Source organism: Polaribacter sp. Asnod6-C07, from assembly GCF_045063625.1.
Lineage (GTDB): Bacteria > Bacteroidota > Bacteroidia > Flavobacteriales > Flavobacteriaceae > Polaribacter > Polaribacter vadi_A.
In genome coordinates this window covers 3,894,800-3,920,347 of record NZ_JBEFOF010000005.1, presented here as the reverse complement: position 1 = coordinate 3,920,347, position 25,548 = coordinate 3,894,800, and the positions used below count along the sequence as shown (strand labels likewise).

The window sequence follows — 25,548 nt, the reverse complement described above, 5'->3', positions numbered from 1 at the left end:
GTATTGATATCATCAGGTGTATACGTTGAACCAGAGATTGACCCCCCACCAGAAACGATTGACCAAGTACCACCAGCAGGCGCACCAGATAAAGTTTTAGTTTCATCTTCAGTAATAGAAGCAGTAGAAGTTGTATTATCAGCAACTACATCACAAACAGGAGTTACAGTAAAGGTAACATCATCAGTTGTTGCAGCACAATCACCATCAGCAGCAATCGTATAACGAATTACTACAGTAGTATCAGTGTTGATATCATCAGGTGTATACGTTGAACCAGAGATTGAACCACCACCAGAAAAGATAGACCAAGTACCACCAGCAGGAGATCCTGAAAGCGTTTTAGTTTCATCTTCAGTAATAGAAGCAGTTGAAGTTGTATTGTCAGCAACTACATCACAAACAGGAGTTACAGTAAACGTAACATCATCAGTTGTTGCAGCACAATCACCATCAGCAGCAATCGTATAACGAATTACTACAGTAGTATCAGTATTGATATCATCAGGAGTATACGTTGAACCAGAGATTGACCCACCACCAGAAACGATTGACCAAGTACCACCAGCAGGCGCACCAGATAAAGTTTTAGTTTCATCTTCAGTAATAGAAGCAGTAGAAGTTGTATTATCAGCAACCACATCACAAACAGGAGTTACAGTAAAGGTAACATCATCAGTTGTTGCAGCACAATCACCATCAGCAGCAATCGTATAACGAATTACTACAGTTGTATCAGTATTGATATCATCAGGTGTATACGTTGAACCAGAGATTGAACCACCACCAGACACGATTGACCAAGTACCACCAGCAGGTGCACCAGATAAAGTTTTAGTTTCATCTTCAGTAATAGAAGCAGTTGAAGTTGTATTATCAGCAACTACATCACAAACAGGAGTTACTGTAAAAGTAACATCATCAGTTGTTGCAGCACAATCACCATCCGCAGCAATCGTATAACGAATTACGACAGTTGTATCAGTGTTGATATCATCAGGTGTATATGTTGAACCAGAGATTGACCCACCACCAGAAACGATTGACCAAGAACCACCAGCAGGCGCACCAGATAAAGTTTTAGTTTCATCTTCAGTAATAGAAGCAGTAGTTGTTGTATTGTCAGCAACTACATCACAAACTGGAGTTACCGTAAAAGTAACATCATCAGTTGTCGCAGCACAATCACCATCCGCAGCAATCGTATAACGAATTACTACAGTCGTATCAGTATTGATATCATCAGGTGTATACGTTGAACCAGAGATTGACCCACCACCAGACACGATTGACCAAGTACCACCAGCAGGAGATCCTGAAAGCGTTTTAGTTTCATCTTCAGTAATAGAAGCAGTAGTTGTTGTATTGTCAGCAACTACATCACAAACAGGAGTTACTGTAAAAGTAACATCATCAGTTGTTGCAGCACAATCACCATCCGCAGCAATTGTATAACGAATTACTACAGTTGTATCTGTATTGATATCATCAGGAGTATACGTTGAACCAGAGATTGAACCACCACCAGAAACGATCAACCAAGAACCACCAGCAGGCGCACCAGATAAAGTTTTAGTTTCATCTTCCGTGATTGAAGCAGTAGTTGTTGTATTGTCAGCAACCACATCACAAACAGGAGTTACTGTAAAAGTAACATCATCAGTTGTTGCAGCACAATCACCATCAGCAGCAATCGTATAACGAATTACTACAGTAGTATCAGTATTGATATCATCAGGTGTATATGTTGAACCAGAGATTGACCCACCACCAGACACGATAGACCAAGTACCACCAGCAGGCGCACCAGATAAAGTTTTAGTTTCATCTTCCGTGATTGAAGCAGTAGAAGTTGTATTATCAGCAACTACATCACAAACAGGAGTTACTGTAAAAGTAACATCATCAGTTGTTGCAGCACAATCACCATCAGCAGCAATCGTATAACGAATTACTACAGTAGTATCAGTATTGATATCATCAGGTGTATATGTTGAACCAGAGATTGACCCACCACCAGACACGATAGACCAAGTACCACCAGCAGGCGCACCAGATAAAGTTTTAGTTTCATCTTCCGTGATTGAAGCAGTAGAAGTTGTATTATCAGCAACTACATCACAAACAGGAGTTACTGTAAAAGTAACATCATCAGTTGTTGCAGCACAATCACCATCAGCAGCAATCGTATAACGAATTACTACAGTAGTATCAGTATTGATATCATCAGGTGTATATGTTGAACCAGAGATTGACCCACCACCAGACACGATAGACCAAGTACCACCAGCAGGCGCACCAGATAAAGTTTTAGTTTCATCTTCCGTGATTGAAGCAGTAGAAGTTGTATTATCAGCAACTACATCACAAACTGGAGTTACTGTAAAAGTAACATCATCAGTAGTTGCAGCACAATCACCATCAGCAGCAATTGTATAACGAATTACTACAGTAGTATCAGTATTGATATCATCAGGCGTATACGTAGATCCAGAGATTGACCCACCACCAGACACGATTGACCAAGTACCACCAGTAGGCGCACCAGATAAAGTTTTAGTTTCATCTTCAGTAATAGAAGCAGTAGAAGTTGTATTATCAGCAACTACATCACAAACTGGAGTTACTGTAAAGGTAACAGTGTCTGAAGTTTCTGCACAAGATCCATCAGCAGGAATTGTATATTTAATTTTAACAGTAGTATTGGTGTTGATATCAGCTGGAGTATAAGTGTTACCAGAGATTGAACCACCACCAGAAAAGATAGACCAAGTACCACCAGCAGGAGATCCTGTTAATGTTTTTGTTTCATTTTCTGTGATTGAAGCAGCAGAAGTTGTATTATCAGCTACATCACAAGAAGCTACTGTACAATTGATTAAAGATGGAGTAAAATTAGCAGAATGTACTTCACCACCTGCATGGTTAAATGATAAACCTATAACTTGCCCTTCTATATTAGATTGGTTTACTGTTTTGTTAATGTTAGCAAAAGGAGCTAAAACTGTACCTTCAATTGTCGAATTACCTTCGATATTAAGTGTTGTAGTATTGTAAAAGTTGTAAATAATGTATGGTGCGTTTTGTTGACCAACACCAGATTGGTTCCAAACATCCCAATTGAAAGTTCCTGGAGCATTTACATTTATTACTAAAACTTTATTTGCAGTTGGTGCAGTGTTGTAAGTAAAATTATCTACATTATTTAAATCAGTACTTGTAATATTTAAATAGTTAACACCATCTTGTAAATTAATTTTTATTTGATTAGGTAAAGATGTATTAGAAATAGATTGTCCATTTGCATTTGTTAACTGTGCATTGTTTGCATTTTGAGACAATGTAGTTGAGTTGGTTTCTAATGTTTGAAATGCTGTTGCAAAATCTATTAAATTGCTTTCAAATACAGGATTATTTGTTGCAGATACATTAAGGTTATTTGCATTTGTTTGTAACTCAATTCTAGGTGAAGAATTATAGTCAGAACTTGGTGTAATTCTTATGTTAGAATATGCATTGTTTTGGTCAGTATACCAAACTGTAGAGTTTTGATTATCTCCAATTTTAACATAACTATTTTGTCCTACTTGTAGAGAGTTTCCTGATTGATAAACAATTTTACCACCAACTAATAAACCAATAGGTGTGTTATTTACTTGATATGTACCTGCATTATGAATTGCTACTTGGTAGTTACCCAAAATTGTTAAATCTCCACCTGTAGCTATACTTCCTTCTGTTTCGTTGGTTTGTAAATTTAAACTATTTAATGTGAAAACATTAAAGTCTAGTGCAGGTTCAGTAGGACTTGTTCTATCACAATTTAAACTTGTAACTGTAAATGTTACATCATCAGTAGTTGCATCACAAGAACCATCAGCAGCAATTGTATATCTTAAGGTTACATTTGTATTTGCATTTACATCGTCTGGAGTATAAGTTGTACCATTAATAGCACCACCACCAGAAACGATTGACCAAGTACCACCAGCAGGTAAACCTGATAAAGTTTTTGTTTCACTTTCTGTAATTGAAGCAGTTGTAGTTGTATTATCAGCTTCATCACAAGTAACACAAACACTTACTGCTACAGCATCTAAATCATAATCTCTTGTACCAGAACCTCTATCAAAAGCAATGTACCTAAAGTTTACGTTTGATGTTACAGTAGTTGTAATAAAACTACCTGTTGTAGTTGTTTGTGGTGAAGCAGGATTATTGGTAAATCCAGAACTTGCAGAAGTAGATTCTGACAAATAAATTTGAGCTGTTCCACTTTCGCTACTTCTCATTCTCCAAGTAATTATATACTCGGTTCCTGCAGGGAATTCTTGATTGAAATCTAATATTAATTGTTGATTTCTACTGTAAATTTCTGCATAAGCCCCATCAGGAGCACCTTCTGCATTATATTTTCCATTTACATTATTAATATCACTTTCATAAGAAGCGTAAGTTGATGTACAACTTTGTGCAGGAGAACCTGGTACAGTATAAGTGTAATCTGTATAGCAACTATCTATATTATTAAAAACTCTTACAATATAACTTCCTGCATTTTGAGATGGATTTGTAAATATTGTAGAAGGTAAAGAACTTGGAATTTCTGTTGCAGTTGCAATTGTTGTAGGACCATCATAACTACCAGCATTCATAGTGCTTACTCCATAGTAGTATGCATTAGAAGCTGAATCTAAAATGATATCTCCTGAACTTTCTATACTTGTTGTTATTGATGGTGAAGTAGGGCAACAATCAGAAGAAGTGTTTTCGTTCAATAATACTTCTGGTTGATTATTATTGTCTTCTGGAATTAACCAAAAAACATCAGAAGCTTGTAAAGTACCATTATTTACCCAACTTACTATATTGCTTGCTTTATAAGTACTTCCATTTGTTGCAGTCCATGAATAATCTATATTATTTGATATAGTTAAATCATTTGTCCAGTGCCAAACAGCTATTGCAATAGCTTGGTGAAAGCTATCAGTAATATTAGATGGTTGAGAGCTTGGAGCATAACTAGAATGATTCATTATAGAAAGAGTACGTTGTACTTTATCTAAAATTTGATTTGTAGTATAATTACTATTGTTAAAGCTAATGTCTGTACTAGGAGTTAAAGTTGTGTTATACACATCATCAACATTTGGAGCATCATCATTTAAACTTAAACAAAAAGAAGGAACACCACTGTTATTTAAAGTAGACCTTGAAATACCCCAAGTACTTTCTTCTGTAACTATTAATGATGTTTCAGGAGAACATACATTTGTTCTACTTGTAAAAGAATTTATTATTGATAAGTCTTCTACACTAACCTTTGATTTAGATTTAGAGCTAGATCCTGTAATAAGACGTACATCTTCTTTACCACTAATTCCTGTAGATGTGCTTGTTTGAGCATAATATCCTAAAGAAGTAAAGAATGCAAGAATAAATAATAATTTTTTTAATCCTTTTGTATAATAAAAAGGATTATTCTGGGTTTGGTTAAAGGTAATTCGGTTTTTCATGGTACGAAAAAATTATAATTAGGATTACAACTTTTATTCTCCTTGATACAAGATTAGGGGTTGGACTTAGGGAAAATAGTTTTTGTGTGACTTATTTATTGCTGAGTATTTATTTTGGGGTAAAAAATAAAAGCAATAATAAATCTAATAAAAGCTTAGTTGTTAAGCGCTTATTTTGTTTTCAGATTTAGATTTGTTGAATAGATTTAGGTTTGTGAATACTGATGTTATCAGTAGATTTTGTAGTTTAGAGTTTACATTTTTCTTCATTGAAAAAGCTTTTAATTAGGGTTAATTACTTTTAATTATTACAACCAAAATTATATGATTTTGGTTTTTTTAAAATTTTAATTCGACAAATAACGATTCTGATGGGGTGAAATACAGATTCGTGTCTTTGTACTTTACTACTAATTATATGAAGATTGGGGTTGTTTTCAGTGATTTAACACTAAAAACTTATTTTAAAACTTTTGCAAATATATAAAATTATTTCTAAAATTTAACTCTATGAGTTATTTTCATATAATTAAAGAAAACTAAAGCTAAAAAATAGGAATGTAAGTTGTTTTTTTTAAGGGGTACATTGTTAGGGGGTTTTAAATTATAATCCAAATATAATAAATATTAATTTAAAATTTATAATTTTTATAATTCTTTTTAAGTTAAAAGCTTGTTAAAAAAGTTTGGTATTCAGGAAGTTGTGTGTTTTTTTGTCTATTACCTATTCTGTAATTTTTAAATAGCCTAAAAATAATTTTTTAGATGCTTATGATTTATTTACTGATAAAAAAAAATCCTTTCAAAGATTATAATTTTATCTTGAAAGGATTCCTGTTAGGGGTATTTTGTAAGGGGATAGATTTATAAAAATTTTAGTATTCGTTAATGAAGTTTAGGGGGGAGTTCATTGATAATAAATACGTATTATTTTACACTTTAAATATACTGAAAATCAGTTAAATATGTGGTTTTTTTTTAATAAAAATTATGTTAAAATAATGTAAAAAACAACTATTTCTGGAAGGGTTAAATTAAAAATCCTTTCAAGTTTATAACTTGAAAGAATCTTGTTTTTAGGGGTACTTAAATTTTGTTTATCTAAAAATTATCTTAGAAGTTCCGTAATTAATTGCTGAACTATTAATTTTTAAGAACATAACTCCAGCTTTAGCTTTAAAGTTAAATTTTAATTCATTTTTACCTTCTGATAATTCAATATTACCTTCGTAGACTGTTTTTCCAGTAATATCATATAAAGTAGCTTTTGCTTTAGTTGATACTTCACTAAAAATTGTACAGTTTAAATCTCCTTTTGATGGGTTAGGGTAAGCAAAAAATTCATTGTTTTTTGGTGATATAAATTCATCTACACTTAAAGCTGAGTTTGTTTTCGTGAATTTTACATCGCTAATTGTCATGTCTAAATTATTTGTGCCAGCATCAACAGCTACATAAGTAAACGAAATGGTTGTTAAATCATCAGCAATAATTTTATCTGTTGTTGCAGTAGATGTAAACGATTCAAAAGGAATAAAAAATGTTTGTTCTTCTTCTGTTAAATTTACTGTTGCTCTATATTGCTCTCCCCAATTTTCTATTGATGGTTTTACTAAAACCAATTGAGTTGGCCCATTACCTGTGGCAGTAAAAGATAAATATTTGTATTCTGTATAATCTGCTGCTAAAGTACCAGGTAAAAGAGATTTGTAAACTGATAAATAATCATACTCACTATATGCTTTTACAGAAATATTTCTATTGATTGGCATTTCGTCTTCTTTGTACTCTCTATTAAAGTTGTTTGTAACTTCATATTCATTTACAGTTGTGTATCTAGTATCGTATTCTAATCCCCAGTTACCATCTGCATGATAAAAAGCATCTTGTACTTCTCCATCAAAAGTAATATCTCCATCATATTCATAACCATCATTAATATCTAATTGAATGGTTTGTTCAGTTTTATTATTTAATGGCGAATATCTTAAATTTAAGTCACTAGCAGTTTCATTTAGTTTTTCTTCAATAGAAATTTCTAAATCTTCTGTTTCTTCAGAACTTTTTAAATTTAAATTTAGTTTGTCTGCAACTCTAGCTACTCTTGTAACAAAAGTTCTTGGTACTTTTTGCTTTTCTGTTTGTTCAACAACTTTAGATGCTCTTAAGTTTTCTATAATATCAGTAACCATTTTTAAAGTATTTGCTGGTTCTGTAGCCCATACTTGAAAGTTGTAAACTTCATCTGCAGCTGTATAATCAAACACATACCAATTAGATTGTATTTTGTAAAATTCTTCTGCATCATTTTTGCTTACTGCAAAAGAAATAGCGTGTTCTATAACTCCATTTCTTTGCTGAATAGCTTGTTGTAAAAAGTTAATGCTGTCTACAGCAACTGTTTTTACACTTAATATTTCTGCACCTCTTAATCTATCGCAAGTTGCTTTGGTGTGGTTGTATATTTGATCTAAAGTTTTTACACCTAATACTACACCAACTGTTTTATCATCTATAGAAAAATCTACACTTAAAACTTCATCTGCAACTGTATAATCTAAAATATCTGTTGGTGATGTAACATGTGCAACATCTCCATCTACTAATCTTTCTGGAAACATTTCTAACATTGTTAACTCATCAGATTTTTTTACTAAAGATTTAACCATTTTCTTTTTGTTGTAAATGATGTCTCTAGTTTTCTTAAAAATTGTAGGTACACTTTTCTTTTTTCTTTGTAAATATCTAATAGAAATAGCATCACCTAAACTTTCACTTTCTAAACCACCATCATTACCTGTGCTAACTTCATCAGAAGTAATTGTAACAGGAATTTGAATAATATTAGTACAACTATTATTGGTTGTGGTAATTTCTAAAACGTGTTCTCCTTCTTCTATAAAATCGAAAGAAACAGTTTTTTGATTGTTAAAAGAACTAGTATCAAAACCATCTATACTCCAAGAAAAACTTGTAAAATCTGTATCATTATTTAAAGTGTATTCTTTGGTTACAGATCCTGTACTTTCATCTTTTATGCTATTACTTTCAATTACATCAGCAGCAGTTACAGTTTCAATAGTTACTTGTAAAGTTTTGTTAGTAGAGCCGTAAGTATTTGTTGCTGTAAGTTTTACGTTGTAAGTGCCAGCTTCTGTATAGTTTTTAGAAGCATTCATTAAATGGCTTGTTGTTCCATCTCCAAAGTTCCAAGCATAACTGATTGGTGCAGTTGGTTGTGTGTTTAAACCTGTATTACTTGAATTTGTGAATTCGAAACTATTATCAGCAAAACATTGATTGTTATTGTTGATAGAAAAATCTGCAACAGGTGCAACTTTAGCATCTTCTGGGCTGTAAACATTGTTTTCAAAAACTTGGCAGTTTATATTACTATCTTCAATAACTAAAGATTGCCCTATAATTTGACCAGAAATAGCTGCTGTATTTGTAGTTTTTGTAATGTTTGCATTTGCTGCAAAAACACTACCTATTACATTATTTACACCATTAATATTTAAAGTAGTTGCATTGTAGAAGTTGTAAATAATGTATTTACCTTCTTCTGCAGTAATATTATTTTGTTGCCAAACATCCCAATCAAAAACATCAGCAGCATTTATATTTATAATTAAAATTCTGTTTGCATTTGGCTTTTCAAAGAAATTAATTTTAGAAACATTGTTTAAATCGCTTTTAGAAATGTTTAAATAGTTGATGTTGTTCTCTAGGTTGATAACAATTTCTGATGGTAAATTTGTGTTTGAAATTTCTTGATAATCAGAATCTAAAACTACGACATTATTCGCTTCGCTTGATAAACTTAATGAAGCATCTTTTAATTGTTGAAATGCACTTGCAAAATCGATAATATTTTTATCAATAACAGGATTAGAACTGTTTGATGCATTAAACGAAGAAGAATTAGCAGCTAATTGAATGTGAGCAGTTGCATCGTAATTTGCATCTGGTGTAATTCTAATTGCAGATCCAGTATTATCTGGGTTTTGATACCAAACTGTTGCATTATTGTCTTCGCCAATTTTCACATATTGATTTTGACTTGTTAAGCTTAAAACTCCATTTGTTGGGTAGTTTACTTTTCCGCCAATCAATAAGCCAATTTTTACATCATTTACTGCAAAACAACCACAATCTTGAGATGCAATTGAGTAATCTTTATTGTAGGTTAAATCTCCACCAGCAGCAATGCTTCCAGAAGTACTTCCAGAACCTAAGTTAAGGTTGTTTTTTACAAAAATGTTAAAACATTCTGTAATTGCTAAAGGATTGTATTGTGTACCTGTTTCATTTACAGAAATAGTTACAGTACCTGTTGCAATATCTCCATTAGCATCTGTAATTGAATAGGTAAAAGTATCTGTACCCGCAAAATTTGCTAATGGTGTATAGTTAATTTTATCATCAGTTGGGTCTGTTGCTGTTCCATTATCATCAATAGAAATTGTGCTTCCTTTTTCTGTGATTTCATTTTCTATTGTAATTGATTCTGAATTTGATCCATCACCACCAAAAGTATCGTTTGCTAAAACATTAATTGAATTGCTACTTGAATTTTCATCAACTGAAATAGTATCGTTTGTAGTTTCTGGTAAATCGTTTACAGCAGTTACTGTAATTGTTACAGTTGTTTTAGAAACATCTCCATTTGCATCTGTAATAGCATATTCAAAAGAATCTGTACCATTAAAGTTTGTTATAGGAGCGTAGATAAAAGTATCGTCTGTTGGGTTATTTTCTGTATTATTATTGTTAATGCTAATTGTACCACCTTTACTAGTTGTTGTGTTTGTTAAGGTTACAGTACCACCATTTGCACCATCACCACCAAAAGAATCGTTTGTTAAAGCGTCTATGGTATTGTTAATTGAGTCTTCGTCTACAGTTGCTGTATCTGCTGTAGCTGTTGGTGTATCATTTACTGGGTTAACTGTTATGCTAACTGTAATTGTAGCTTCATCTCCATCTGCATCAGTAATGGTGTATTCAAAAGAATCAGTTCCGTTAAAATCTGCTAAAGGTGTGTAGTTGATTTTATCATCAGTTGGATCTGTTGCTGTTCCATTATCATCAATAGAAATTGTTCCACCTTCATTAGAAGTTGTGTTAGAAATAGTAATAGTTCCAGAACTTGGTCCATCACCACCAAAAGAATCATTTGCTAAAACATTAAATGAGTTATTTGTTGAATCTTCATCTACAGAAACTGAGTCTGTATTTGCTGTTGGAACATCGTTTACTGAAGTAACTGTTAATGTAACTGTTGTTGTAGCTTCATCTCCGTCTGCATCAGTAATAGTATACTCAAAAGAATCAGTTCCGTTAAAATCTGCTAAAGGTGTATAGTTAATTTTATCATCTGTTGGATCAGTTGCTGTTCCATTATCATCAATAGAAATTGTTCCGTTTTTAGTGGTTGTAGTTGCTGCAATTGATATTGTGCCAGAACTAGAACCATCTCCACCAAAATCATCATTATTTGTAACGTTAATAGGGTTGTTACTTGAATCTTCTTCAACTGTAATTGCATCTTCTGTTGCTGTAGGTGTATCGTTTACAGCATTTACAGTAATGTTAACTATTGCTGTAACTTCATCTCCATTTGCATCTGTAATAGTGTACTCAAAAGAATCAGTACCATTAAAATCTGTAATTGGAGTGTAGAGTATTGTGTCATCTAAAGGATTAAATCTTGTATCATTAGTATTTAAAGTTACAGTACCTGATGTGTTTTCTGTGTTTAAAACTATTCTTGTACCTGTAATGTAACCATCACCACCATAAGAATCGTTTGATAATACATTTATGGTATTTTCTGATGAATCTTCATCTACTGTAATAGCATCGTTTGTTGCAGTTGGTAAATCGTTTACAGCGTTTACAGTTATGGTAACTTTTTCTGTTGCTGTGTCTCCATTTGCATCTGTAATTGTATACTCAAAAGAATCTGTACCATTATAATTTGCTAAAGGAGTGTAAATAATTTTATCGTCTGTAGGGTCTGTTGCAGTTCCATTATCATCAACAGAAATTGTTCCTCCATTTTCTGAATTACTTGATGCTATTGCTATTCTTCCTGAATTTGAACCATCACCACCAAAAGAATCATTTACTAAAACATCTATAGAATTAGTTGTAGAATCTTCATTTACTGTTGCAGAATCTGCAGTTGCTGAAGGTTCGTCATTTACAGAATTTACAGTTATTGTTACTGTTTCTGTAGATGTATCTCCATTTGCATCCATAATTGAATACTGAAAAGTATCTGTACCATTAAAGTTAGCTGCTGGAGTATAAATTACACCATCATCTGTTGGATTGTTTGGTGTATTATTGTTGTTAACTGATAATTGACCACCTTGTGTTGATGTTGATGCAGTTATTGTGATTGCACTCGTATTAGAACCATCACCTCCAAAAGAATCGTTATTTAGAACATCTAAATAATTTGATGAGCTATCTTCATCTACAATTGCTGTATCTGCAGTTGCAGTTGGTAAGTCGTTTACAGAAGTTACAGTTACAGAAACTGTAGCTTTAGAAATATCTCCATTAGAATCTGTAATAGCATAGCTAAAAGAGTCAGAGCCATTATAATTTGCTAAAGGAGTGTAAATAATTTTATCATCTGTAGGGTTTGTTGCAGTTCCATTATCATCTACAGAAATAGAGCCACCATTTTCTGATGTTGTATTTTCTATTGAAATTGTACCAGAACTTGGTCCATCACCACCAAAAGAATCATTTGTTAAAATATTAATTGAGTTGTTTGTAGAGTCTTCATCTACTGTTACAGAATCTGCAGTTGCAGTAGGTATATCGTTTACAGAATTAACATTTACAGTAACTGTTGCTGTTGCTGTATTGCCATCTGCATCTGTAATTGTGTAGCTAAAAGTATCTAGACCTTGATAGTTTGCTAAGGGTGTGTAAATTATTTTATCGTCTGTAGGGTCTGTTGTTGTAGTATTGTTATCAATAGAGATTGTACCATTTTGAGCTGTTGTAGTGCTGGTAACAGAAATTGAACTAGAACTTGGTCCATCACCACCAAAAGAATCATTTTCTAAAACATTTATACTATTATTGGAGCTATCTTCATCTACAGCAATGGCATCTGAATTTGCAGTAGGTAAATCATTTATAGGGGTAACAGTTACCGTAATTTCGGCAGATGAAGTATCTCCGTTTTTATCTATTATTGAATAACTAAAAGAATCTGTACCATTAAAGTTTTCTGCAGGTGAGTAAGTAATTGTATCATCTGTAGGGTCACTAGAAGTGTTGTTATTGTTTACTGAAATTTTACCACCTTTAGTAGAAGTTTCGTTAGTTAAGATTATTGTTCCTGAATTTGGTCCATCACCACCAAAAGAATCGTTTGTGAGTGGGTTAATTGAAGTTTCTGAACTGTCTTCATCTACAGTTATAGTATCTGCAACTGCATTTGGTAAGTCATTTATTGCGCTAACTGTTATAGTTACAGTTTCTGTTGAAGTATCTCCATCTGCATCTTTAATTGTATATTTAAAAGAATCTGTTCCATTAAAATCTGCTAATGGTGTATAGTTAATTGAATCATCTGAAGGGTTGTTTGGAGTGTTGTTGTCATTAACAGTTAATTGCCCACCTTGGTTTGATGTTGTAGTAACCAAAGTTATTGCGCTTGTATTTGATCCATCACCACCAAAAGAATCGTTTGCTAAAACGTCTATTGAGTTGTTGTTAGAGTCTTCGTTTACAGTTATGTTATCTGCTTTAGCTGTTGGTGTATCATTAACACTGGTAACAGTAATTGTTACAGTAGCTTTTGCAGTATCTCCATCTGCATCTTCTATAGAATATTCAAAACTATCTGTACCATTATAATTTGCTAATGGTGTGTAAATAATTACATCATCTGTAGGGTTGTTAGGTGTGTTGTTCTTATTTACTGTTAAAGCTCCTCCTTTTTCTGATGTTGTGTTAGTTAATAGAATTGAACCAGAATTAGTTCCATCTCCACCATAATTATCATTTTCTAAAACATCTATAGCGTTTGCAGCACTGTCTTCATTTACTGTAATTGAGTCTGTTGTTGCAGTTGGTAATGTGTTTACGTTATTTACAGTTATAGTAACTGTTGCTTTAGAAGCATCTCCATTTGCATCTTGAATATTGTAGGTAAATGAATCTGTACCGCTAAAATTTGTTGGTGGAGTGTAAGTTATTTTGTCATCAGAAGAAATGTTTGTGCCATTATTATTTACTGATATGCTTCCTTTTTGGTCTGATCTGCTATCTGTAATGTAAATTTGTCCTGAGTTTGGTCCATCTCCACCAAAATCATCATTTTGTGTAACATCTATAGAAATTGTTGCACTATTTTCATCAATAGTAATAGCATCATTTACAGCAGTTGGTAAATCATTTGTGCCATTTACATATAAGTTTGCAGTTGCTGTAGATTCGTCTCCACTTGCATCTGTAATTGTATATGTAAAACTGTCTGAACCAAAATAATCTTGTGCAGATGTGTAGAATATGGTATCATCTTGTGGGTTATCTGGAGTGCCATTGTCATTAATAGAAATGGTACCATTTTTTTCTGATTTATCACTAATTAAAGTGATTTTTCCTGATGTAGTATCATCATCTCCTAAGTCATCGTTGTTTAAAACGTCTAAAGAAGTATTGATTTCATCTTCATTTGCATTAAACCAATCGTCTTTTGCTCCTGGAACATCATTAATAACTAATGTAAAAGTAACTTCTTCTGTACAACTAGAGTTTGTACCTGTAACTGTAGCAATATATTCTCCTGAATCTGAAGTTTGTAAATAGTAAAAATTTAATGTTTTATTACTGGATAAGTTTTTTGTAGGATTAGATTTCTTATACCACTTATAAGTTAAAGAATTCGAAGTGTCTGTACCATTAGGATTGTCGTAATTTGGTACTCCATTTGCAAAAGTATTTGTTTTTGCAGCACTTGCATCAATAGTAATTGATGTATTAATGTGTTTGTCTTTTAAAATGGTAAATTCAGAATTATTGATAGTAATTTTTTCAGCAGTTTTTGTTGCATCTGTACTGTTTTGACCCGCTTTTTCTGTTCCGTTTTCTGTACCAAAAGGAATAGGAATTCCGTAATTGTTAGATTTTGTACCTAAGTTAGCAGAACTACCTCCATTACTACCTCCAGATAAAACTGCAGTAGTTGTCATGTTTTTTTCTGCTTCTGTTGCATCTGGGCAACCATCATTGTCAGAATCTGTATCTAAATAATCTGGTATACCATCTGCATCTGAATCTAAAGAGCAATCAGCATCTAATTGAACTGTATCTGCAGATTTAGAAAAAGAATCTGATTCAAAAACATAACCTGTGTTACCTGTTCTTTTTAAGAAGTTGATGTTAAAAGAATTTACTTCAGAAAGCTGTAAACCAATCCACATATCTTCATTGTTTAAGCCTCCAGCTTCTTTTTTAGAGTTTACTCTAAGAAAATTACCATTAGTACCAGTGTAATTTGTAGAAATATCGTCTACAATATACAAGCTAGTTTCTGGGTTGCTAGATAAAGAATAGCTACTTACTAAGTTTTTATTTATTTCTACAGATTCTCCTGTACCATCACTTAAAAAATCGATATCTTTAAACATAAAAGATGGTGCAACATTTACTAATTCGTTAGTTCCGTTTTTATAGAATTCGAATTTTACTATGGCATAAGGTATGTCTTTAGTGTTATTACCATCTAATAAAACAGGGTATAAATCATCACCATATTTAAAACCACTAATATTAATAGTCATGTTTTCTGGATCTGAATTTGCAGTAACTGTAACTTTTAAATCTATATTAATTCCTAAATGTGTACCAACATTTTTATAAAGCATTACATCTCCAATATTACCAGCTAAACCACTGTTTGTAAATGTTTTGTTGTTTTCGTTTAATTCAAATGAAAAAGGATTTACAGTTGGGCATTCATCTTCATCTAGAATTCCATCATTATCATCATCTAAATCACAAACATCTGCAATACCATCATTATCTGTGTCTAAATTTCCAGAAAGAGCAGCATCACAAGGATCTATAACAGAGTTTATGTTAAGAGAAACATTTGCAGAGTCGCAATTATCACTATTGTCGCAAACTGTATATTTAAAAGTGTCAGTACCATCAAAATTATCATTTGGTGTATAAGTAACTATATCATCAGAAGGATTGTTTGGGGTGTTATTAGGGTCAGTTATTTTAACTTCTCCATTATTTGCATTGTCACTTATATTTAATGTACCATTTGTTGGTACATTGCTGTCATTGTCAAATATAGCAAGTGTTGCAACAGTATTTTCGTCTAATGAATATGTGTCATCAGATACTTCTGGAGTGGATATAGTATAGCTGATATTTATTTTTGGATAATAAGAAGAACTTTTATCATCATAGTTCCAGCTTATCCATTTTTTAGAAGCTGATATAACCAAAGATAAATGAGTAATTCCGCCTTTGCTATTCACCACTTCTTGCACAACATCTTTTAAGTTGGGGGAGACTAATTCTAGGCCATTAGAGAGGTTTGGTATATACCAATCTACTGACTCAGATGTTGTGCTTAATGATGATAAATAATTTTTTTCATCTGAATATGAAGTAGGGGAATTTAAATTTTCTGCTTTAACATTTACTGTTGTACCACCTTTTTCGTAACCTATTAATGTAAGTTCTACATTTGTTATTGTGGCATTTGATGGTATGTTAAGGTTTTGAAATCGAAAACCTTTCCATCTAACATTTCCGTTTTCTATGGATGTTGGTTTGTTGTTTCCATTTTTATCTTGATATGAATCATCTTGTGAGGTTGCAATTTTTTTATCAGAAATCGTTATTGTACGATCATTATATAAAGTTGCTGTTTTTTGTTCTTGCCAATAAGAACTTGAATTAAAATGATTGGTGTTTTGCCAATTTGTTTGGTGGTTTACCCAAAAAGAATTTTTTTCTTTAGTTGGTTTAACTTTCTTTTCTGTGTAAGAATTTGAAGAATAGATTGATGTAATAGATAATAGGATAATAGCAATTACAAACGATAATTTGTTCTGTGATTTCATAACTGGGGGAAATGTGATGATTTCTAATAATTAAATAAAAATAATGTAGGCTTCTTAAAATGATATATACTAATGTCGAAGAAAATGTTTCTTTTTAATTTTTTTTGAATGGAATAATTTAAACTTACTGTAGAAATTAGAATCGAAAAACGGTAAAATTGAGTAAAATAATCTATCTGAAAATAGATGTTTTTGAGTAGTAATGTGCATAATTCTGGGGGAGTTTAAATTACACCATAAATATATAGTAAAATATTTATAATCAAAGCGTTATTTTAAATATTTTTTCTAAAAAAGGCTTTATTGGCTTTTGTTGTTTAGTTAAGTAGTTGTTAATCAGTATTTTATTGTTTTTATTTTTAAAGTTTAGAATATGTTTTGCTGTGAGGAATACAGGTGGAGGGTTAATTCAATTTGTTAAAAGTTTTTGTTTTAATGTGCTTTTTTTATAAAATTGAGAAAAGAATAGTTTATGTTAATCAATAAAAACAATAATTCTACTTTTTTTGTTTTGATGGTTTAGGCTGTCTTTTTTACAAGAGTTAATCCTAAAAATGTAATTGCTCCATTTAAGATTAAAAGAGCAAAACCAAAGTCGAAATTAAAATATTTTAAACATAAAAGGTTTGCTAAAAATGTGATAAAAGGAGAGGAGATGCAAATTAGTGGTACAAATTTATCTTTTACTTTTAATTGTGTAAATAAGCCAAATGCATATAACCCTAAAAGAGGACCATATGTGTAATTCGCAAATGTGAATATTTTAGCAATAACACTTTCATCAGCTATAAAATATTTAAAAATAAGAATGGTTGCAATTAAAACAAAAGAAAAGATGATGTGTATTTTCTTTCTAGATTTTTCTTGTTCTACTTCGTTTTTCTTTTTATCAATCTCTAAAATGTCTATGCTAAAGGAAGTAGTTAAGGAAGTTAAAGCAGAATCTGCACTAGAATATGCAGCTGCAATTAGCCCTAATAAAAAGAAAATAGCAGTTGCTAAGCCTAAAGTACCTTTTGTTGCTATTATTGGAAAAAGCTGATCTTTATGAGCGTCAATTCCGTTTTTCTGGGCATAATCTGTTAAAAGTACGCCTAAAGCTAAAAAGAAAAAGTTTACAATTACCAAAACAATCGTAAACCAAAACATATTTTTCTGAGCATCTTTTAAATTTCTACAAGTAAGATTTTTTTGCATCATATCTTGGTCTAAGCCAGTCATTACAATAGCTACAAAAGCACCAGCCAAAAAGCGTTTCCAGAAATAATCGCCAGTTTTTACATCGTCAAAAAAGAAAGTTTTAGAAAGTTCGCTATCAGCAACATAAGAGAATAGATTAGTTATCTGTAATTCATCAGAAATGGTATAAATACAAACACCAACCGCAATTAGCATAAATAAAGTCTGTAAAGTATCTGTCCAAACAATAGTTTTAATTCCTCCTTTAAAAGTGTATAACCAAATTAATAAAATAGTTATAGTTACAGTTACCCAAAAAGGAATTCCATAAGCATCAAACAATAAAAGTTGAAGTACGTTTGCTACTAAAAATAGACGAAAAGCAGCACCAATTGTTCTTGATAATAGGAAGAAAGAAGCACCTGTTTTGTATGAATATTTGCCAAATCGATCTTCTAAGTAGGTGTAAATTGATGTTAAATTAAGTCGATAATAAAGTGGTAATAATACCAATCCAATTACTGCATAACCAATTACATAGCCTAAAACCATTTGCATATAACTCATACTTTGTGCTTCTACCCAACCAGGAACAGAAATAAAAGTAACTCCAGAAAGTGAAGCTCCAATCATGCCAAAAGCCACTAAATACCAAGGTGATGAATTGTTTGCCTTAAAAAAAGTTTTATTATTGGCAGATTTTCCTGTGATATAAGAAATAAGAATAAGTACGGTAAAATAGCCTACTATTAATAAAATGATGTGAAGTGGTTGCATATTAAATTATGGATGATCAATTCTAAAACACGAATATAGTCTTTTGTCTTTTTTCTTGATTCTTTTTTCTATAGAAGTTGTAATTTTGCAAACTATGGATTTTTCATCGAAGATTTTAGAAAATGCAGTAAATGAAGTTTCTCGTTTGCCAGGAATAGGTAAACGAACAGCTTTGCGTTTGGTGTTGCATTTACTAAAACAACCAGCAGAAAACACAAAATATTTATCTGAAGCTTTGTTGCATTTAAGAAATGATGTAAAAACCTGCGAAAAATGCCATAATATTTCTGATACTGTTCTGTGTGATATTTGCCAAAACCCAAAAAGAAATCCAGAAATTATTTGTGTTGTAGAAGATATTAGAGATGTAATGGCTATAGAAAGTACTGCACAATTTAAAGGATTGTATCATGTTTTAGGTGGTAAAATATCGCCAATAGAAGGTATTGGACCTCAAAATTTACAAATAGATTCTTTGATTAATAAAGTTGAACAAGGAGAAATTAAAGAGCTTATTTTTGCATTGAGCTCAACTATGGAAGGTGATACTACCAATTTTTACATCTATAAACAATTGCAAAAATTTGATATTACAACATCTACAATTGCAAGAGGTATTGCAGTAGGAGATGAGTTAGAATATGCAGATGAGGTTACTTTGGGTAGAAGTATAATCAACAGAATTCCTTTTGAACAAAGTATAAAAAGTTAAAAGAGGTTTTATGGTTTTAAAACCTCTTTGTTTTATTAAATTTTGTTGTAAACACTAGTGTAGGTGTTTGTTACATTGTTGTAAGTATCGTAAGTTGTTAAGCTAAATGTACTATTGTTATTAGAGAAAGTAATTTCTATTATTTCTGTTTCTCCATCTCCATAATCAATTTCGTAATTTGTATTGCCTAAGTTTTCCCAAGTAAAACTAGAAGATTCACTTACACAGTTATCATTTTCATCGTTATAAAAACTTATTGTATTAGCCTGTGCATTATCTGTAAAAGTAACAGTGCTTTGTAAAGAGCAAGAGTTACTTTCAGTTACACCATTGTAAGTCTGAGAACTAACTTGCCATTTACCAACAATTGGGTCATCAGAAAGAGGGTTTTCATTAGATTCACAAGAAATTAAAAAAGCAGTTGCAATAAACAGATAAAGTAATTTTTTCATAATGATTCAGTTTTAAAATTATAAAATAAAATTAACTATAAATGAGATTGCGTTTTATACCTACAAGTAAGTAAAATTAATATTAAACTCTAATTGTTAAAATAGGTTTTAAAGCTTTTTTAGATAAAGTTTTGGTTACACTTACAGAAAATATATGAGATAATCCACTTCTGCCATGCGTGCTTAAAGCGATTAAATCTGTATCTATATCTTTCGAAAAATTTAAAATTCCTTTGTTAATAGTGGCATCATTATAAATATTTATAGAATATTTTGGTAGGTCGAAATCTTTAATAAAGTTTGTGATTTTTTCTGTGGCTTCTTGTGTGCTTTCGAATCTAGAAGGCGTATTTACTTTTAATAAATGAATCTCGCTTTTAAAATGATTTGCAAAATCTAAAAACTTTTTAAATACCGCTTTTTTGTCTTCATTTTTAAAACTAGAAGCAAAAACTAAATTTCTCATTCTAAATTTTTCATTATCCCTCTTTACAACAATAACTGGTACTTTAGAGGTTCTTACTACCTTTTCTGTGTTAGAACCAATTAGTATTTCTTCAAAATTAGAATGCCCTTTAGAACCCATAACAATTAAATCAGCATTAATTTTATCAGCATATTTTAAAATACCTTCATGTGGATTTTGTAATTTAATTATATGATTTACTTCTGTTTTTTTATGAAAGAATTTCTCCTTAAATTCAAGCATACGTTCTCTAACTTTTCTTAAGTACAACATGCTTTCTGGAATGCTAAATTTACTGCTTGCTCCCATATCTACAACACCTGTAGGTAATTCTATCATATGTAAAAGGTAAACAACACTGTTAGATTTTTTAGCAATTCTTGCAGCCATTTTTGAAGCGTATTCAGATTTTTTTGAAAAATCGATAGGAACTAAAATTTTTTCCATAATAACAGTTTTTTTAAGTTAAATGAATATGATATTTAAAGTTACAAAAATAATTGGATATAATTCAGTTTGTTAAATACTAAAGATTTCGTATATTTGCACCGATTTTAATAATAAATGAAGGATGCAGGGGACTTAAAGTCCCCTCTTTTTATACTCAAAATCAATATTTTTGAGGTGTTTATAAAAATTACAAAATGGATCAAAACAAAATAAAAGATTTAGTAGACGAAGCATTAGCCTTAAATGAAAGTTTATTTTTGATTGATTTATCAATATCTGTAAACAATAAAATTCAAGTTACTGTTGATGGAGATAATGGAGTTCCTTTAAGCGAATGCATTAGAATTAGTAGAAATGTAGAGCATAATTTAGATAGAGAAGAAGAAGATTTTTCTTTAGAAGTAACCACTCCAGATATTTCTCATCCATTAAAAGAAAAAAGACAGTACAAAAAGAATGTAAACAGAATTTTAAAAGTTAAAACTGCAGAACAAGAAGTAGAAGGAACTTTAATAGAAGCAGATGATGAAATAATTGTACTAAATTGGAAAGCAAGAGAGCCAAAACCAATAGGTAAAGGAAAAGTTACTGTGCAAAAAACAGCAACTATAGCATATAAAGATATTAAAGAGGCAAAAGTGAAGATTGTATTTTAAGTAAAGATGTAATGGAAAATATAGCGTTAATTGATTCGTTTTCAGAATTTAAAGATAATAAAAGTATAGACAGAGTAACATTAATGTCTATTTTAGAAGAGGTTTTTAGAGCTGCTTTAAAACGTAAGTTTGGTTCAGATGATAATTTTGATATTATTATTAACCCAGATAAAGGAGATTTAGAAATTTGGAGAAATAGAGTTGTTGTTGCAGATGGTTTTTCTGAAGATGATAATGAAGAGATAGAATTAGCTGAAGCAAGATTAATTGAGCCAGATTTTGAAATCGGCGAAGATGTATCTGAAGAAGTAAAGTTAATTGATTTAGGAAGAAGAGCAATTTTAGCATTACGTCAAAACTTAATTTCTAAAATTTACGAGCACGATAGCACAAACATCTTTAAACACTTTAAAGAATTAGAAGGCGATTTATACAGTGCAGAAGTGCACCATATTCGTCATAATGCAATTATTTTGTTAGATGATGATGGTAATGAAATTGTTTTACCAAAAAGTGAGCAAATTCGTTCAGATTTCTTTAGAAAAGGAGATTCTGTAAGAGGTGTTATAAAAACAGTAGAATTAAGAGGTAATAAACCAGCAATTATTTTATCTAGAACAGCACCAGCTTTCTTAAATAAATTATTTGAACAAGAAATTCCTGAGGTTTTCGATGGTTTAATTACTGTAGAAGGTGTTGCAAGAATACCAGGAGAAAAAGCAAAAGTAGCTGTAGATTCTTATGATGATAGAATAGATCCTGTTGGAGCTTGTGTAGGTGTTAAAGGATCTAGAATTCATGGTATTGTTCGTGAATTAGGTAACGAAAACATAGATGTTATCAACTATACCAAAAACGAGCAATTGTTTATTTCAAGAGCATTAAGTCCTGCAAAAGTGACATCAATGGAAATAACAATGTATGAAGAAGAAAAGAATGGTAAAAAAGGACGAGTAAGTGTACTTTTAAAACCAGAAGAAGTTTCTAAAGCAATTGGTAGAGGTGGTGTTAATATTAGATTGGCAAGTGAGTTAACAGGTTACGAAATAGACGTTCAGAGAGAAGGTTTAGAAGAAGAAGATGTAGAGTTAACAGAATTTATCGACGAAATCGAAGATTGGGTTATTACAGAATTCAAGAAAATTGGTTTAGATACAGCAAGAAGTGTTTTAGAAACAAGCGTTGCCGAATTGGTTAAGAGAACTGATTTAGAAGAAGAAACGATTGTAGATGTTCAACGAATCTTAAAAGAAGAATTCGAGGACTAATTATAGTATATAAGTAAGGTAAAAAGTATATTTTTACAAAAATAAAGTTAAATAGAATATATGTCTGAAGGCAAAACAATGAGGCTTAATAAAGTTTTAAGGGAATTAAACATTTCTCTTGATAGAGCTGTCGAATTTTTAGCAGATAAAGGTCATGAAATAGAATCAAGACCAACCACTAAAATTACGGGAGATGTTTATCAAGTTTTACTTGATGGCTTTGAAACAGATGCGAACAAGAAAGCCGCATCTAAAGAAGTAGGAGAGGAAAAACGTAAAGAGAAAGAAGCAATTCGTTTAGAAGCTGAAGCTAAGTTAGAAAAGAAAAGAGCAGAAGAAGCAAAGAAAGAAGAAATTCTTAAAGCCAAGGCAGATAGATTTGAGTTGAAAACTGTTGGTAAAATCGATATCGATAATGTTGGTAAAAAAGCTGTCGAGAAAAAAGAGGAAGTAAAAGAAGAACCTAAAGAAGAGGTTGTTGCCATAACTGAACCTAAAGTCGAAGTTAAAGAGCCAGTTAAGGTAGAAGAAGCACCTGTTAAAGAAATACCTGTAGTTGAAACTCCGAAAGAAGAAACACCAGTTGTAGAGAAACCAGTTGTAGAAGCACCTAAGGTTAAAAAACCAGTTTCAGAAATTGAGAAAGCTGCATCTAAAGTTACTGAGAAGAAAAATGAAGTAAGAAAAGGCAATGCTAAATCAGAAGAAAAAACTGAAGAAGTTACTGCTGAAAATGCTGAATCTATTAAAACTCAGTATAAGAAATTAGATGGGCCAAACTTTACAGGTAAAAAAATTGATTTAAAACAATTTGAAAGACCTAAAAAGAAAAAACCAGAGGTTAAAAAGCCAGCTGCTGCAGATGCAAAGAAAAAGCGTAAGCGTATAAGCAAACCAAATACTTCTAGTAACAATAGAAGTAACTCAAATAATAGAGGTGGTCAAGGTAACAACAGAGGTGGTCAAGGTAATAATAGACCAGGATTTAGAGGTAGAGGAAACCAAAGAACACCTGTTAAAAAAGAAGAGCCAACAGAAGCAGATATTCAAAAACAAGTAAGAGAAACTCTAGAAAAGCTACAAGGAAAATCTTCTAAAGGTAAAGGAGCTAAATATCGTAGAAATAAAAGAGATGCTCACAGAGAGCAAACAGAAGCAGAATTAGAAGCACAAGCTTTAGACAATAAAATCTTAAAAGTAACTGAGTTTGTTACTGTAAGTGAGGTAGCAACAATGATGGAGGTACCTGTTACTCAGATTATTTCTTCTTGTATGATGTTAGGAATGATGGTAACTATGAATCAACGTTTAGATGCTGAAACATTAGTTATTGTTGCTGAAGAATTTAATTATAAAGTAGAATTTGTTGGTGCAGAAGTAGAAGAGTCTATTGAAGAAGTAGAAGATAAACCAGAAGATTTAGAAACTCGTGCCCCGATTATTACTGTAATGGGTCACGTAGATCATGGTAAAACTTCTTTATTAGATTATATAAGAAAAGCAAATGTAATTGAAGGTGAAAGTGGAGGTATTACACAACATATTGGAGCCTATTCTGTAAATGTTGGCGATCAAAAAATTGCATTTTTAGATACACCAGGTCACGAAGCCTTTACAGCAATGCGTGCCAGAGGTGCTCAAGTAACAGATTTAGTTATTATTGTAGCTGCAGCAGATGATGATGTAATGCCACAAACAAAAGAGGCTATTTCTCATGCACAAGCAGCAGGTGTACCAATTATTTTTGCAATTAATAAGATTGATAAGCCTAACGCAAATCCAGATAATGTAAAAACACAATTATCTCAAATGAATTTGTTGATAGAAGAATGGGGTGGAAATATCCAATCTCAAGATATATCAGCAAAAACAGGTCAAGGAATTGAAGAACTTTTAGAAAAGGTATTATTAGAAGCTGAAATTTTAGAATTAAAAGCGAATCCAAATAAAAATGCTGTTGGTACTGTAGTAGAAGCTCAGTTAGATAAAGGTAGAGGTTATGTAACCACAATCTTGGTTCAAGCTGGTAGCTTAAGAGTAGGAGATTATATTTTAGCAGGTAAACATAGTGGTAAAGTAAAAGCTATGTTTAATGATAAAGGTAAAAAATTAAAAGTAGCAGGCCCATCAACACCAGTTTCAATTTTAGGTTTAGATGGTGCACCACAAGCAGGTGATAAGTTTAATGTATTTGAAGATGAAAGAGAAGCAAAACAAATTGCCTCTAAACGTTCTCAATTACAGCGTGAACAATCTGTTAGAACTCAGAAAACATTAACACTAGATGAAATTGGACGTAGAATTGCACTTGGTGATTTCAAAGAATTAAACATTATCCTTAAAGGGGATGTAGATGGTTCTGTAGAAGCATTAACAGATTCTTTCCAAAAATTATCAACTGAAGAAATTCAAGTTAATATTTTACATAAAGGTGTTGGAGCCATTACTGAAAGTGATGTGTTATTAGCAACAGCATCAGATGCAATTATTGTTGGGTTTAATGTAAGACCACAAGGAAATGCAAGAGCAGTTGCAGATAGAGAAGAAGTAGATATTAGAACTTATTCTATTATTTATGCAGCTATTAACGACTTAAAAGATGCCATGGAAGGAATGTTATCTCCAGAAATGAAAGAAGAGGTTGTTGGTAATGTTGAGATTAGAGAAATTTATAAGATTTCTAAAGTTGGTAACATTGCAGGTTGTATGGTAATGTCTGGTAAAATACAAAGAGATTCTAAAATTAGAATTATTAGAGAAGGTATTGTGGTTCATGATGGTACTCTTACTGCTTTAAAACGTTTTAAAGATGATGTAAGAGAAGTTACTAAAGGATATGATTGTGGAATTCAGATTAAAAATTTCAACGATATTGAACAAGGTGATATTATTGAAGCATACACAGAAGTTGCAGTTAAAAAGAAACTGAAATAATTTCTTTCTTTAAATAAA

Annotated in this window: 9 protein-coding genes; 4 read left to right on the top strand and 5 right to left on the bottom strand. The window is 31.6% G+C overall.

Annotated elements, in window-relative coordinates; translation table 11 throughout:
• From ACJJVK_RS17025 to ACJJVK_RS17015, 3 genes are all read right to left on the bottom strand, one after another.
• A partial coding sequence (locus ACJJVK_RS17025; RefSeq protein ID WP_405568282.1) for a choice-of-anchor A family protein occupies positions 1–5,516 on the bottom strand: 5,516 nt, incomplete at its 3' end.
• A gap of 1,097 nt (positions 5,517–6,613) precedes the next feature.
• Positions 6,614–16,636: an Ig-like domain-containing protein gene (locus tag ACJJVK_RS17020; RefSeq protein WP_405568279.1), complete on the bottom strand. Its 10,023-nt coding sequence runs from the start codon at positions 16,634–16,636 to the stop codon at positions 6,614–6,616.
• A gap of 519 nt (positions 16,637–17,155) precedes the next feature.
• A complete protein-coding gene (locus ACJJVK_RS17015; protein ID WP_405568276.1) occupies positions 17,156–18,592 on the bottom strand; it encodes a sodium:solute symporter in 1,437 nt (478 codons plus the stop codon).
• A 94-nt stretch (positions 18,593–18,686) separates the two neighbouring features.
• On the opposite strand from ACJJVK_RS17015, the gene recR reads away from it, so the two are divergent.
• A complete protein-coding gene (gene recR, locus ACJJVK_RS17010) occupies positions 18,687–19,304 on the top strand; it encodes a recombination mediator RecR (protein WP_405568274.1) in 618 nt (205 codons plus the stop codon).
• A 35-nt stretch (positions 19,305–19,339) separates the two neighbouring features.
• Here the strand turns inward: recR and ACJJVK_RS17005 are convergent, their stop codons facing one another.
• Positions 19,340–19,756, bottom strand: a complete 417-nt coding sequence (locus ACJJVK_RS17005) for a lipocalin family protein (RefSeq protein WP_405568273.1) — start codon at positions 19,754–19,756, stop codon at positions 19,340–19,342.
• A gap of 82 nt (positions 19,757–19,838) precedes the next feature.
• Positions 19,839–20,669 carry a universal stress protein gene (locus ACJJVK_RS17000; protein ID WP_405568271.1) on the bottom strand — a complete coding sequence of 277 codons (831 nt, stop codon included), beginning with the start codon at positions 20,667–20,669 and terminating at the stop codon, positions 19,839–19,841.
• 197 nt (positions 20,670–20,866) lie between these two features.
• Between ACJJVK_RS17000 and rimP the strand changes: the two genes are divergently transcribed.
• From rimP to infB, 3 genes are read left to right on the top strand one after another with little or no spacing between them, the layout of a single operon-like run.
• On the top strand, positions 20,867–21,328 hold the full coding sequence (gene rimP, locus ACJJVK_RS16995) for a ribosome assembly cofactor RimP (protein ID WP_405568268.1): 462 nt from the start codon (positions 20,867–20,869) through the stop codon (positions 21,326–21,328).
• 11 nt (positions 21,329–21,339) lie between these two features.
• On the top strand, positions 21,340–22,596 hold the full coding sequence (gene nusA, locus ACJJVK_RS16990) for a transcription termination factor NusA (RefSeq protein WP_215994908.1): 1,257 nt from the start codon (positions 21,340–21,342) through the stop codon (positions 22,594–22,596).
• Between the two features lie 60 nt (positions 22,597–22,656).
• Positions 22,657–25,530, top strand: coding sequence for a translation initiation factor IF-2 (infB, locus tag ACJJVK_RS16985; protein WP_405568265.1), 2,874 nt, complete (start codon positions 22,657–22,659; stop codon positions 25,528–25,530).
• The last annotated feature ends 18 nt before the right edge of the window (positions 25,531–25,548 follow it).